This window comes from Thauera sp. 2A1 (assembly GCF_009469595.2).
GTDB lineage: Bacteria > Pseudomonadota > Gammaproteobacteria > Burkholderiales > Rhodocyclaceae > Thauera.
Genome location: NZ_SSXV01000010.1, coordinates 107,832 through 121,933 on the forward strand (window position 1 = coordinate 107,832; position 14,102 = coordinate 121,933).

At 59.2% G+C, this 14,102-nt stretch carries 10 protein-coding genes and 3 pseudogenes; all 13 read right to left on the reverse strand.

Annotated elements, in window-relative coordinates; translation table 11 throughout:
- Nucleotides 1–16: 16 nt before the first annotated feature.
- Nucleotides 17–304: pseudogene (locus GH664_RS23855) on the reverse strand (polysaccharide biosynthesis protein); the annotation flags it as partial.
- The gene (locus tag GH664_RS11350; protein WP_153168177.1) at nt 301–1,629 is read right to left on the reverse strand and encodes a hypothetical protein; all 1,329 of its coding nucleotides are present in this window, start codon (nt 1,627–1,629) and stop codon (nt 301–303) included. The gene GH664_RS11350 and the pseudogene GH664_RS23855, both read right to left, overlap by 4 nt.
- Entirely contained in the window at nt 1,626–2,048 is a 423-nt protein-coding gene (locus GH664_RS11355) for a hypothetical protein (RefSeq protein ID WP_153168178.1), read from the reverse strand. Before GH664_RS11355 ends, GH664_RS11350 begins: the two co-directional genes overlap by 4 nt.
- Nucleotides 2,049–2,086: 38 nt before the next feature.
- A pseudogene (locus tag GH664_RS11360) lies at nt 2,087–3,094 on the reverse strand (UDP-N-acetylglucosamine 4,6-dehydratase family protein).
- Between the two features lie 79 nt (nt 3,095–3,173).
- The gene (locus tag GH664_RS11365; protein ID WP_153168179.1) at nt 3,174–3,434 is read right to left on the reverse strand and encodes a DUF2442 domain-containing protein; all 261 of its coding nucleotides are present in this window, start codon (nt 3,432–3,434) and stop codon (nt 3,174–3,176) included.
- Complete coding sequence (locus tag GH664_RS23865; RefSeq protein WP_153168180.1) at nt 3,415–3,651, reverse strand: DUF4160 domain-containing protein; 237 nt, start codon at nt 3,649–3,651, stop codon at nt 3,415–3,417. The genes GH664_RS11365 and GH664_RS23865 overlap by 20 nt, the downstream gene beginning before the upstream one ends.
- A 79-nt stretch (nt 3,652–3,730) precedes the next feature.
- Complete coding sequence (locus GH664_RS11370; protein ID WP_153168181.1) at nt 3,731–5,566, reverse strand: nucleoside-diphosphate sugar epimerase/dehydratase; 1,836 nt, start codon at nt 5,564–5,566, stop codon at nt 3,731–3,733.
- Between the two features lie 75 nt (nt 5,567–5,641).
- A complete protein-coding gene (locus GH664_RS11375) occupies nt 5,642–6,214 on the reverse strand; it encodes an acetyltransferase (RefSeq protein WP_153168182.1) in 573 nt (190 codons plus the stop codon).
- Complete coding sequence (locus tag GH664_RS11380; RefSeq protein ID WP_153168183.1) at nt 6,211–7,236, reverse strand: glycosyltransferase family 4 protein; 1,026 nt, start codon at nt 7,234–7,236, stop codon at nt 6,211–6,213. The genes GH664_RS11375 and GH664_RS11380 overlap by 4 nt, the downstream gene beginning before the upstream one ends.
- Nucleotides 7,237–7,417: 181 nt before the next feature.
- Nucleotides 7,418–9,433 carry an acyltransferase family protein gene (locus GH664_RS11385; RefSeq protein WP_153168184.1) on the reverse strand — a complete coding sequence of 672 codons (2,016 nt, stop codon included), beginning with the start codon at nt 9,431–9,433 and terminating at the stop codon, nt 7,418–7,420.
- Between the two features lie 1,232 nt (nt 9,434–10,665).
- The gene (locus GH664_RS11390; RefSeq protein WP_194270386.1) at nt 10,666–12,378 is read right to left on the reverse strand and encodes a D-glucuronyl C5-epimerase family protein; all 1,713 of its coding nucleotides are present in this window, start codon (nt 12,376–12,378) and stop codon (nt 10,666–10,668) included.
- Nucleotides 12,379–12,526: 148 nt separating this feature from the next.
- Nucleotides 12,527–13,656 (reverse strand): annotated as a pseudogene (locus GH664_RS11395) (ISAs1 family transposase).
- An 83-nt stretch (nt 13,657–13,739) separates the two neighbouring features.
- Nucleotides 13,740–14,060 carry an acyltransferase gene (locus GH664_RS11400; RefSeq protein WP_153168186.1) on the reverse strand — a complete coding sequence of 107 codons (321 nt, stop codon included), beginning with the start codon at nt 14,058–14,060 and terminating at the stop codon, nt 13,740–13,742.
- Nucleotides 14,061–14,102: the final 42 nt, after the last annotated feature.

Consider the following 14,102-nt stretch of genomic DNA (forward strand, 5'->3'; position numbering starts at 1 on the left):
CTGCGCACCGCTCGGCTCAATGCCGCGCCGGCTCATACTCCGGCACCCAGCGCTTCAACCCCATCCGCACCGCCTCGTCCGCCACCGGCCCCGGCTGCGACAGCCAATGCTCCAGTTCGTCCAGAAAACCCTCCGCCACCGGCCGCGAGCGCGCGATGCGCAGCTTGGGGTGCGGCGTCTCGCGGGTTTCCTCGGCGTCCGCCAGCAGCTCCTCGTACAACTTCTCGCCCGGCCGCGAGCCGGAGAACTCGATGCGGATGTCGCCCTCGCTGTAGCCCGACAGCCGGATCATGTTGCGCGTCAGGCCGCGAGGGCGAATTCGCCCGACTCGAGTTCTTCACGATCGAGTACACGGTGATTGACCAACTGCGTCCGGATGGTCATCTCCGAAACCTTGAAATGCTCGGCCACCTCCTGTTGGTTCTCGGCCGAGTAATCGCCGTCCAACATGGCCGTGACCTCGTCGAAAGGGCTCAGCAGTTCCGCCGCAAACGCACGCTGGGCCTTCTGCCGATAGGTCGTGGAACGCGTCGCCGGGTACAGCGCATCGCCGGCTTTGCCAAGCAATCGGTCTCCCAGCAGGCGGGCCAATTCGAAACGTCGGCCCGTCGCATATCGCGAGCGCAGCAGCACTCTGTCGTCCCCGGCGTCCTGCTTCAGCCCAAATGAAATTGCGAGCACTGCATCTGCATTCGTCTTCATCAACGCTTCCGCCCGCACGCCCATCAGCGCGGCCAGCACTGCGTCGTCGATCGCGTCGCAGCCCAAACGCTCCTGCGTACGCAGCGCCTTGGCGGCCTCGGCGCCCAGTTGCCACGCAGGCAACTGGGCGCGGGCCGGTGTCGTCAACGCATCCGCGAGCTGCACCGCATCGTCGAATGCCGCCGCAAAACCGTTGCGCCTCGCATGCTCGGTCAATTGATCTGCGGAAAACACCTCACGGACGCCACCGCTGCTACCCACATCCGCTGCAAGCTCTTCCATTGCCCCCAAGCCCAGACGTCGGGCGTCCACCAGCACCCGCTCAATTACATCCGGATCGGACTCGTCGGGATCCACCCCCATCAACGCCTCGATCTTGCGCCGAGGCCCCTGCTCAGGATCCACGCGCTCCTCCTGCACGTCGCGCCAGATCCGGGCAAGGTTCGAGTCGCGAATGCCCATTGCGTCGAGGCGCTCGATCACCTGCGTCACGAAATCATCCACGCCACGCTCGAAATCGAGCGCCGAAATGACCGGCGCCACCTGGTTGATGTACCGGAAAGGCGTCTCCGGACGCTCCGGCGTAGCGCGGGACAACAGCACCGTGCGCTCGCCGTCACAAAAGATCGTGAGATCCGGCCATATGTAGCCCCCCCCGATGCTCGTCAGCCGGTGCGAGAAATCCCATCCGTCCAACATCGAGCGCGGCTCCCAACGCAGACGCCACCAGTTCCATGCCAGCCACTCGGCCAAATCGTAGGCTGATAGATACGGCGCCTGGCGCAGGCGGTTAACAATCGCGTCATTTCCCTCGGTTAGCCAGATCGAATGCGCGCGAATACCCAATGCGGCAAAGCACGCACGCTCCTCATCACTGCCCCTGTCGAGCGACTCCCAGCCAGCGGTTATTTCCCAGGCGTCTTTCATCGGGCCTCCCATGCCTCAATCACCTCGTCGCGCAAACTGTCTTCTTTCTCGAGCGGATAGCCGTGGTACTGCCCCGGCGTATTTGGATGGGTCTTTGCCTCGTATACGGTGCCGTCGAGCGAAACGGACCAGATGTACTTTGGAAAGCCGTCCTGGCCATAAGTACTCAGCATCGCCCGCAGCACCCCCTGGCGCAACAGGTCCGACGCCTCCGCCAGAAGCACGGGTTTCACCGCATCGCAGACGGATGACGTTGGCCGCGGGTTGGTTCGTTCCAGGCCGTAATCCGCAGGGTAGAGCTTGTGATGGCCGCTGCCCACGTAGTTTATCCGGGTCAGCAGCGCCTCTCTGGCTGCCATGTCCGGCAGCGTACCCTCGATGATCCGCCGTTTGGGATTATTGCCAATTCTCTTCTTCATTCTCGACCTCGACCAAGCAGACGCCCGCGGCGAACCCCTCAATGTCGCGCCGGCTCATACTCCGGCACCCAGCGCTTCAGCCCCATCCGCACCGCCTCGTCCGCCACCGGCCCCGGCTGCGACAGCCAATGCTCCAGTTCGTCCAGAAAACCCTCCGCCACCGGCCGCGAGCGCGCGATGCGCAGCTTGGGGTGCGGCGTCTCGCGGGTTTCCTCGGCGTCCGCCAGCAGCTCCTCGTACAACTTCTCGCCCGGGCGCAGGCCGGTAAACTCGATGCGGATGTCGTCCTCGCTGTAGCCGGACAACCGGATCATGTTGCGCGCCAGGTCGACGATTTTCACCGGCGCGCCCATGTCGAGCACGAAGATCTCCCCGCCCTGCCCCATCGCCGCCGCCTGAAGCACGAGCTGCGCCGCCTCGGGGATGGACATGAAGTAGCGGTTGATCTCCGGGTGCGTCACCGTCACCGGCCCGCCGCGCGCGATCTACTCGGCGAACTTCGGGATCACGCTGCCGGTGCTGCCCAGCACGTTTCCGAAGCGCACCATCTCCATCTGCGTGCAGCCCTTGCCCGAGCTGTGCCGCGCCTCGCAGGCCATCTCCGCCAGGCGCTTGGTGGCGCCCATCACGTTGGTCGGGTTCACCGCCTTGTCGGTGGAGATCAGCACGAAGCGCTCGGCGCCGTGGCGCTGCGCGTGCGCCGTCACCTGCAGCGTGCCGAGCACGTTGTTGCGCACTGCCTGCCAGGCGTTGCCGACTTCCATCAGCGGCACGTGCTTGTAGGCGGCGGCGTGGAAGACGAGCTGCGGCTTCCAGGTGGAGAAGATCTCGTCGAGGCGGGCGGCGTCCTTCACGTCGCCGGCCAGCGGCACGATCGGCGTCTCGGGCTTGTGCACGCGGAACCACTGCTCGATGTTGTATAGCGCGAACTCGCTCGCCTCCACCAGCACCAGCCGCGCCGGGGCAAAGCGGGCGAGCTGACGACAGAGCTCGCTGCAGATCGAGCCGCCGGCGCCCGTGATCAGCACGGTCTTGGCCCCGATCATATCCTTGAGGTGGGCGGAATCGATTCTCACAGGATCAAGAAATCGGGGTCAGACCCCGATTTCTCGATTTCTCTCCAACCTACGACCACTGCGGTGCCCGCGCACCGCGGAGCAAGCCTTCCGTGCTCAAGTCCTCATCGATCATCGGCCAGTGAATGCCGTACCCGCCACCGGCTAATTCCCAGTGGCTTCGTTGTTCGACCGTGGCGTTCGCCAGCCGTGGGTACCATGCCAGCGGCACCGCAATCGTGCGACCGTCCATGAGGTCGACCTCGAGACGAGCTTCATCGACCCTTACGTTCATCACCCGAACGTCGGTGTCATGTGCCAAAGAATGCATCCCATGCTCCTTTCAACACGGCTTGTTCATCGCGCACAAGGCGCTGCAGTTTGCCCAACTCCTGGGCCGTGAAACCCGAGCTTCTCGCAACCGACCCATCGTGCAACCATACTTTGGCTGTCGCAGATCCTTTGTCGATATGGACATGAGGCGGCTCTCCGGGTTCGTGGCTGTAGAAATACAGTCGATAACCCTCAACCCTCAAGATCGTCGGCACCCTGTCTCCTCAATTAGCAATTGCTCGCAGCCATTGCATCGAGCATGAAGTGTATCCTGGCTGCTGCGCGCTATTCGATTCAATGCCGCGCCGGCTCATACTCCGGCACCCAGCGCTTCAGCCCCATCCGCACCTCTTCATCGGCCACCGGCCCCGGCTGTGCCAGCCACTGCTCCAGCTCTTCGAGGAAAGTCCCATTCACCGGCCGCGATCGCGCGATGCGCAGCTTGGGGTGCGGCGTCTCGCGGGTCTCCTCGGCATCGGCGAGCAGTTCCTCGTACAACTTCTCGCCCGGGCGCAGGCCGGTGAACTCGATGCGGATGTCGTCCTCGCTGTAGCCGGACAACCGGATCATATTGCGCGCCAGGTCGACGATTTTCACCGGCTCGCCCATGTCGAGCACGAAGATCTCCCCGCCCTGCCCCATCGCCGCCGCCTGCAGCACGAGCTGCGCCGCCTCGGGGATGGACATGAAGTAACGGTTGATCTCGGGGTGCGTCACCGTGACCGGTCCGCCGCGCGCGATCTGCTCGGCGAACTTCGGGATCACGCTGCCGGTGCTGCCCAGCACGTTGCCGAAGCGCACCATCTCCATCTGCGTGCTGCCGTTGCCGGCGCTGTGCAGCGCCTCGCACGCCATCTCGGCCAGGCGCTTGGTGGCGCCCATCACGTTGGTCGGGTTCACCGCCTTGTCGGTGGAGATCAGCACGAAGCGCTCGGCGCCGTGGCGCTGCGCGTGCGCGGCGACGAGCAGCGTACCGAGCACGTTGTTGCGCACCGCCTGCCAGGCGTTGCCGACTTCCATCAGCGGCACGTGCTTGTAGGCGGCGGCGTGGAAGACGAGCTGCGGCTTCCAGGTGGCGAAGATCTCGTCGAGGCGGGCGGCGTCTTTCACGTCGCCCGCCAATGGCACGATTTCGACATCGACCCGATGCACGCGGAACCACTGCTCGATGCTGTACAGCGCAAACTCGCTCGCCTCGAACAACACCAGCCGCAGCGGCGCAAAGCGCGCGACCTGGCGACACAGCTCGCTGCCGATCGACCCGCCGGCACCGGTGATCAGCACGGTCTTGCGGGTGATCATCTTCTGCACGTGGGCGGCGTCGATTTTTACCGGGTCGCGCCCGAGCAGGTCTTCGATCTCCACCGGCCGCATGGCGTTGATCGCGACCTTGCCGTTCATCAGGTCTTCGAGGCCGGGTACGGTGAACACGTGCGCGCCGGCGCGCACCGCGAGGTCGGCCGCGCGTTTCAAGGCTTCATTCGCGGCAGACGGCATGGCGAGAATCACATGGTCCGCCTTGTAGTCCTGCAGAACCTGCGACAGCAGGCCGATCGCCCCCGCCACCGGCTTACCGTACAGTTCCAGCCCCCACTTGGCCGGATCGTCATCCACCAGCGCGACCACCCGCCAATCCGGGCTGCGCTCGAGTTCCCGCACCAGCATCGCCCCGCCGCTGCCGGCGCCGACCACCACCACCGGCTTGCCCGCAGCGATCAGCCCGCCATATAGGCGATGCTCCTTCCACATCCGCCAAGCCGCGCGACCACCGCCCATCACAATCAGCAACAGCAGCGGATAGAGCACCAGCATCGACCGCGGAATCGCCGGCCCCGTGCTCCGATCGAGCGCAAGCAGCGCGACCAACGCCAGAGAGGACACCGCCACGGCCTTCAGCACCCGTCTCAAATCCGGCAGGCTGGCGAAAATCCACATGCCGCGGTACAGGCCGGCCCAGCGGCAGGCGACGGCATGCACCACGAGCAGGATGCCCAGGCCAAGGAGAACCTTGTCGCCGTAGCCTGCCGGCCAGGTGAAGTTGAAGCGGATGAGAAAACCACCGACCCAGGCCAGAACTACGGCAAGGAGGTCGAACAGGAAGACGAGCGCGGAACGTATCGATATTTGCATGGGGGTACAGAACGCGAAGGCACATGACGGCGCCAACGCAAGGGCTTGTTAAGGAACGGATTGTATCCGCAACCCTTAACGTAGCGATTCACCCGGAATGAGAACGCTGGAAGCGGTGACGTGCACCCCGTAGCCAAGCGCGGAGCCTGCCTGCATCCAGGCCCCACGCCCCAGCACAGAGCCGCCGGCCATGCAGGCGTTCACACCGAGGTGGCCAAAGGCTTCGACCTTGCAGTGGTGATCGACGGTCGCACCGCAATTGACGATCACCCCTTCGCCTAGATCGGCCTCGGTCCCCACCACCGCACCCGCCATCACCGCGCAGCCTTCTCCCAGCGTCGCGCTTGGAGACACGAATGCCATGGGATGAATCACGGTAAGCAACTCGAAGTCCGCTTCGCGCACGCGAGCATGAAGCTTCTCGCGGACGGCGTTGTTGCCTATCGCGACCAGCACAGCATCGGCAATCTCACGATGTGCGGTCAGCGAGGCAGTTGTCCCGAGAACGGGATAACTCCAAACCTTCGAATCCGCATCGGCACCGTCGTCGACAAAGCCGACCAATCTGTCTCGACCGAGCAGCATAATCACCTCTGCCACTGACCGTCCATGGCCGCCCGCACCAATAACGATGATTCGTTTGCTCATGTAGCCTTCCTCACTTCCAATTCACCCGCCCGGAACTTGATCGCCAGGAAAACAAGCGGGATGTAGGCAATCACGACACCTGGCACCCCGTCGAGCCTATCCGCGCCCACCAGCAGCGCGATGGGGAGCAACCAGAGCAGATTGATCACGCCGACCGCCAGCGTCACTGGCAGATGACGCCCGAACTGGCGCGACGCGTACTGATACGCGTGGCTGCGATGCGCCTCATACACTTTGTCGCCACGCAGCAGTCGGCGCACCAGGGTGAAGGTCGCGTCCACCACGAACACACCGAGCACGATCACCCAGCCCCAGAACAGCCTCGGCTCTTCCCAACCCGCCTGGATCGACATGATTCCCAGCGCGATACCCAAAAAGCCGCTACCCGCGTCGCCCATGAAGATACGTGCGGGGGGAAAGTTCCAGTACAGAAAACCCATCACTGCTGCAGCAAGCAGAATTGGCAACAGGGCCAAGTCGGGCCTACCCAGCAGTACATAAAGCAGCGCCCCACCCACGCACACACAGATCGCCTCGACGCTAGCGATGCCATCTATGCCATCCATGAAGTTGTACAAATTGAGCAGCCAGACCAGATAGACTGCAGCCAAGCCGGCCCCCGCCCACCCCAAATCGAACGTCGTTCCAAGTAGCTTCAATGGAGGCGCTCCGCCCAGCCACACTAGGACCCATGCCGCGGCGGCGAAATGCGCCAGCAAGCGCCAGCGCGCGGCAATATGGCCGTGATCATCCAGAAAACCCACCAGTGCTACAAAGGCGCCTGCTCCAAGCAACCCCGCCACCGGAGACCAGGGCAATGCTTGCGTCGCACCCATGAACGCAAGGGCAAGCGAGAAGGTGACGACGATCGCCACCCCTCCACCACGCGGCGTAGGTACCGAATGCGAACTGCGCGCATTTGGAACGTCCAACAGACTGCGTGCCAAGGCGTAGCGACGCAGTACCCATGTCAGGCCAAATGACGAGCCGGCGACGGCCAGTAACAACCACCAATCATTCATGACAAGAAACTCCAGCCAGACTCCCGACCCGACGAAAGACGCTGTCATATCTAGAACCGCTCTCCAGAATCATGGAAGGCGACACCCAACGCTCCCCTGAACACTTCCGCACGGCCGAATAACGTGCAGGGTATCTGCCTGGCAATGAGTCGTGAGGTAAGGCCCAGCGCTTCCAATTTGGTCAATTCCCGACAAGCACCGGTTGGAACATCGTTCGCAACTGAGTCGCACCATAGTCCGTCAAGTGATGCGTGTCCCGATACCAGGTACGAGAGTCCCGCGCAACCATGCATCGTCCCGTCCCACACAGTGCGAGCGTTGGCGACAACGTCCGAATCCCCGATTGCTCCCGCATGCGTTCGAAAACCTCCAGCGCGGCGCTCTGACGCGACAGATGCTCTTTCAGGGACGGACCGAAAGCGGCCTGCCCCCGGCCCTTGATACTCTCGATTCCTTTCCGATACGGCACCAAGTCGTTGGCGAGCTCCGGTACATCTTCGATGAATATCACCTCCTTGCCCGCCCGGCGGAGGAACGCCGCGGTCTGCTCCATTGCCGCCCAAAAGTCGAAACCGCTGCCAACACCCGAAGACCTCGCTGCACCTGCCGAATCAACCCAATACCCGGCGAGGATAATTCGACGAACCGGTTGCATGGCGACAAAATCGAGAAGCGCGTCCATGATCCTGGCGCATTCCGGCCGGCTCGGCGGGATATACCCCCGCACTGGCGTGCAACTCGAATAAGTGAATGCTGCCCCGGAAACACCGAGCTCCCCTGCAAGCCGGTCCAGACCCGCGACCCACATGCGCGCATGCGAATCGCCGAGCAGCAGAAATTCGGGAACATCCGCGAGAGATTCGGACTTGCCAAGCCGGCAGCCAGCCGCTCCCTCACGTATCGCAACCGGATCCGGGTTACTCTCGCAGCGAACGCCCGGCACCAGCCGCACGTCCTCTCCCAACTGCACGACCGATTCGGGCAACAGTCTGGCATGGCCTGAAGAATCGCGTCCCATCTCGATGACGACTGACCCCATGACAAACATGGCTATCGACACGACGGCTCCCGCTCCCAATGTCGCGCGCAACCGGCGCCCCACGGCAGCCTTGCGGCGAAACGGCCGCTCGATCCAGCGCCACGACAACCACGAAACACCGAATACGATAGCAATGATCCCGGCAGTCGGAATCTCAGGCAAACCCCACGCATACCAGCCCGCCGAACGAAAGAAGACCAGCAGCGGCCAATGCCACAGATACAACGAGTAGGAAATCAGGCCGACGACCACCAGCGGCCGCAATGAAAGCGCCCGCGAAATCATGGACGGCTTTCTGCATGATCCCGCATAGATTGTCAGGCAGGCCCCGAGTACGACCGGCAAGGCGCTAACTCCGGGAAAAGGCGTAGTGTCCGTGTATATGATGATCGGCGCTATCACCAATAAAAGCCCGACAAATCCGCATATGTTCGCAACGGGCACGCTCGCACGCCGCTCCCGCCCTCCTGCCAGCCAGGCCGCGAGCAGACCGCCGGCCAGCAACTCCCAGGCTCGGGCTGGCAGCAGATAGAAGGCAGCCGCTGCATCCAAGCGCATCAACACAACGCTGAAGACAAGCGACGCGACAGCAAGCAGGGCCATCTCCAGCACAGGGGGTTTCAGCTTGATCCCATTCCCGGGCACATCGCCCCTGCGCCTCAACCAGTAAGCCAGTACCAGCAAGCACGGCAGCACCAAGTAGAACTGCTCCTCGACCGCAAGCGACCATGTATGCAGCAAAGGCTGAACCGCAAGCGCATTCTGATTCCAGTAATCACTTTGCGTCCGCCAGAACAGATGATTCGACGAGAAATATCCGATGCTGCGCGCAGCACGCCCGCTCTCGATCAACTCCCCCGGAACCAGCAGGACGCTTCCTGCCGCCAGCGTGAATGCGACGACCGCCGTCAATGCAGGCAATATCCTGCGGACACGGCGCTCGTAGAAACCCCAAAACGCGAACGCGCCCCGCCCCATCTCGGTCAATAAATGGCCCGTGATCAGGTAACCCGAGATCACGAAGAAGACATCGACACCAACGTAGCCACCTTCGACAAACCCGATATCTGCATGAAACAAGACAACCACAACGACAGCAATTGCACGCAGCCCATCAATATCAGGCCGATACTGCCGAAAGGACTCACATGCGCTCAATTAAACTCTCGCCTCAAACGCCGTACCCATAAACGTCTCTGACGCATCCACTTAATTGCAGATCAATCGATCCAACCCAAAATGTGCGAGCAGCGCAGCCCGTCTAAGCATGTATTTAACCCGCCAACTTCGCATATCGAGCTGCCAAACCTCATTACTCAAAGGGCGCGCATGCCCTCCACCTAGCCATAGCAATCCATCATAGATCCAAGCCGAGTGAGCATGACGAGCCTTCCAGGCGTGTTCGGCACAAACGGGAAACCATAGCCTCCCGTCTTTCGACGCCCACACATCGCCGTAATTGTCCGTGTCTTTTGACCACCCGCCAAGCACGAACATATACTCCCCATCGCTTAACAAGGAGAACCAGAGTCGCTCGCCCCAAGGCGCATCCGGCTCTCTAATCCAATTCACTCCATCATCAGACGACCAAACGTCATTCCGGGCTTCATACTCGGGCACATAGTTCCCGCCCCCCATTATCCACATCCGTCCCTTGTGCACAATTGCACGAGCAAAGCCACGCGGCGCCCAATCCGCATTAGGTTTAACCAGCCTCCAATCCTTCCCGTCGGATGAACTCCAAACATCATTCCTTAACTTCCCCTCTTTGGCTTTATGATATTCCTCTATCCCTCCAAGAATCCACATTCGCCCCTTGAAACTAACCACACCAGCGGCAAATCGTGGCGACCATGGGGCCCGGCTATTTATTTCAGACCACTCCTTACCATTGTTCGAACTCCAAACAGAGTTACTTGCAGAACTTGTCGGCAGTCGTCCGTCAGCCCATCCGCCAATCACCCACATTGCTCCGCCATGCACTATCGTCATAGGAAAATCGCTGTGTCGCCATGGTGCCTCGTTCGTTACCCTTTCCCAAACAACACCATCAGCAGAAGACCAAACATCCCTTAACGAACTAGCGGCCGAATCAAACCATCCACCAAACACCCAAATCCTGCCACCGAAAACTAGCTCTCCGCTGGAGTCACGTGGAGACCAAGCTGCATTACTCTGTAAGTTAACCCAATCAACTCTAGGCGCGTAATTTAAGAACGCAAAAACACCACCACAAGCAAGAACTAGCGCACCAATCGAGAAGCAAAAAACTAACTTAACAAAACGACGAAAATCGAGCTGCCTTAAACTCACGCTAACGTCCTCGCACTACATCTTCACACTGCGAATCGATCATATTCAATTTCAACATTGGAACCACTGAGACTCAATCATTGCTGGATAAAATGCGCCCCTGCATGCTTCAAAAAGAACGCATTCACATCCACTGGCCCGGACAATAAATAATAACCAACCACATCAATCGAGAAGTCGTCCGTCACATTGGCCGTGTACACTCTTAACGTAAGCGATTCTGGCGCAGAAACAAGAGCATCGTTACCATCAAAGCCTAGACGATTTACGATCACGATATTATCTAAATTCGGTTCAAGCGCCGGATAATACCGAGAGCTGCGGACCCCGTGCCGATCCTCCAGAAACATGCCGAGTGGCACACGCTTCTCTGACCGAAGAACAATAGCCAACATTGCATCAGAGCCTAACTTTCCTTCAACTGAAAACGTAATCCGCGCCTCATCGTTCAGAGAATCAGTACTGCCCGACAAAACCTTGGCCCGACGAGCTATCACAACTCTATTTTTTCTCGCGCTTCTAGCATCCAGACCAACCCCCGAAAGCTGCCCTCCTTCGGTTAGTTGCTTCGAATCTTCGACCACAAGGAATTTATCTTTTTTGTATACGTAAACATCGACGCCGTTTTCAACAGCAAGCTGACATTGTGACGGGCGCTTCGGAATGGGAAAGCGAACAACAAGCCTCTGATCAAGCGAGTGACTGCTGTACTGCTTATCACCAGTTCTACTTATTCGAACACCATTAGTAAAGCAGTTCACATTAACGGCATATGTATCTGTCCAGTACGGGTGGGGAGGACCGATCATCGAAAAATTTACCCACAACTGGCCATCTCTGCCTCTCGATACGACCAAAGGGTATCCTCTCTCAAAAGCCACTCTCCGAGCATTCTCAGATCGCCGATAAGCTCGATCTCCCGTAATCAAGCGCAGAGCGCGAAACTGAGCCAATTCAAGCAAGTTATAATGTGTTGGATTGATTACCTTTGGGTTCAGTTGATACCACGTCCAACTTTTTTCATTATTATAAAAATCTAACTCTCGATTGAAAAACCCCCGCCTTGCACACTCATACCCATCTCTAAGGGCCTTCTCCCCCGTAGCCGACGCCAGAAGATAAAGCGCCTGCAACCCCCATAAATGACCATTAAGTACAAAGAATTCCTGCTGATCGCTAATATTGTTCCAAACATAAGAGGAAATCCAGCATCCCTTCGACGACCTCCAGATTACCCCACCCTGTTCCGGACCGAGTAAAGCCAGCTTAGCACTGCCAACTGATGCGTAGAGATATCTCGGATTCTTCGTGATCTCCCAAGCGGCGTACAGCACTAAAGGACCGAAAAAGTCTGGCATACCAGACCACCACGGGGAACGAATATCTACATAAGACTTGTAATCAAAACCATAAAGCCAACGCTTTACACCCGAACTCACTTCCGACGGCTTATAGCCATCTAACATATAGTCGATTAACATCGTCGCGCGAACTAGAGCTGATTCGTCTTTCGTTCGCTGATAGCGAACTAACAACCGAAATGCCTGCGAAAAAATTTGCAGCGGATTTTTTGTGTCCATGACCGCACGGAGCTCGTCGTCTGATCTGGCAAGCGGTTTCTCCCAATGCATCAAGAAAGGGGCGAGATGCGCATCCGGGCGAGAAGCTATATTCTGCGGTTTGAGATTATCGCCGAGGAATTTTATTTCAGAGTGCAGCACTTCTATATTCTGCTCAAAGGCTGCCCCACCGCACCAAATCGCAATAATTAACGCTAATGACTGGAGCATCTTACAAGTATTGTGACTCACATTAAAAGACGCCGACCTCTCAGGCAACTGAAGACCTAAGAAACACCACACGCTAGACACTCCGTCGAGCATGATCTGCAATTAGATAGAGAGATAGATAGAGCAAACACCCAGGGCAATCGCACCTTCATGTCATAACCCCAAGCAACTCGGCCCGAAACTCGTCGATCGTCGCAGCCAGCATGCGCTTGGACTTGATGCTCGCCTTGCGCGTCGTGTTGAGCCGAAGCAGGTTCATCACGATGTGGCGAACGATGGCGAGATTGTTGGCAGCGTAGCCGCTGCGCACCCGTGACTGATCCTCGTTGAATTGCACATCCAGACACCAGTGAAGCCGATTCTCGATCTCCCAGTGACTGCGTACGGCCCGAGCGATGCACTCGGCGTCGGCGGGCAGGCTGCTGATGTAGAAGACGCGCTCGGTGCTGGTGTGTTCGCCCACGGTGCGAATGCGCTCGACAACCGCAAAGCTTTCCAGATCCTGCCAGTCCTCGGACTTGTAGAGGCGATCGATCGCGGCGTAGGCGCGGCATCGACGGACTTCGATGCGGCCGTGGTCCTTGATCGTGGTCTCGTGCATCGAGTTCGGCGTCAGCGGGCCTCGTGGATCGATGTTGGCGAACAGGATCAAGTCGTGCAGGTTCGGATGGTTCTCATTTACGCACAGCACGTAATGCGCGCCGCGCTCGCGGATCGTGCGGACGATCTTCGTTTGGGTGCCCATCGCATCGATCGTCACCACGCAGCCCTCGATCGCCAACTTGGCGAGCAGTTCGGGAATCGCGGTGATCTCATTCGACTTCTCGGCGGTTGCGGTCTGGCCCAGCACGACGCCCATGCCCGCCGCAAACGCGCTGACCAGGTGCAGCGGACTGGCGTCGGTCTTGCTCTTGCCGCCCGAGCGCCGGCTGGTCTTGCCATCGATCGCCACGACCGTACCCCGGCCAGTGCTGGCACCACCATGCCCACCCAGCGCCGGAACGCCGACTCGAACTCGTCCGGCGCGATCAGGCCGAACAGGCGTCCGATCGTGTCGTGAGACGGGATGCCGTGCTCAAGCTTCATGAAGCCTCGCAGCCAGTCGATCTTGGCCTCGCCCCACAGTTCGATGTCGACGAAATCGTCCACGCCCGAGAGTACCGCACACACTGCCACCGTCAGCAACTCGGCCAGGTCGTGGCGTGTGTGCCGCGCGCTGCGCGGGTCGGAAATCGAGACGAACACCTGCGTCAGCGGCATGACGTTTCCTGCCTTCATGGGATGCCCAAAAAGGTAGGAAACTACACAAGTTATGGCAATGTGAACAGGGGTCTCGCAAGGCCATGAAAGTTAAAGAGTTATTACGTTGGCTTATGTAAAGTTGGTGCGATTGCCCTGAAGAAGACAGCAAGATAGTAAAGCGGAAATATCCTTAACGCACGTCGTGCATAAAATGCGCGCAGGTCAATCGACCCCGTCTCCTTTTTCTCTTTAATCAACAAATGTGTGATCAAGGAACCGGAAAGAACAAAGAATATGCTTACACCCACATGGGCACTGAAAATTGAAGCGACAGCCGCATTATCGCCACCAATGCGAGACCAGATCTCGGCGTGAGAGGCAATTACAAATAGAACAGAAATACCTCTCAACCCATCAAATCCCAATATCTTTTCATTCATTAATAACAGCCTGCATTAAAAAATGCCGAAAACTTTTGGATT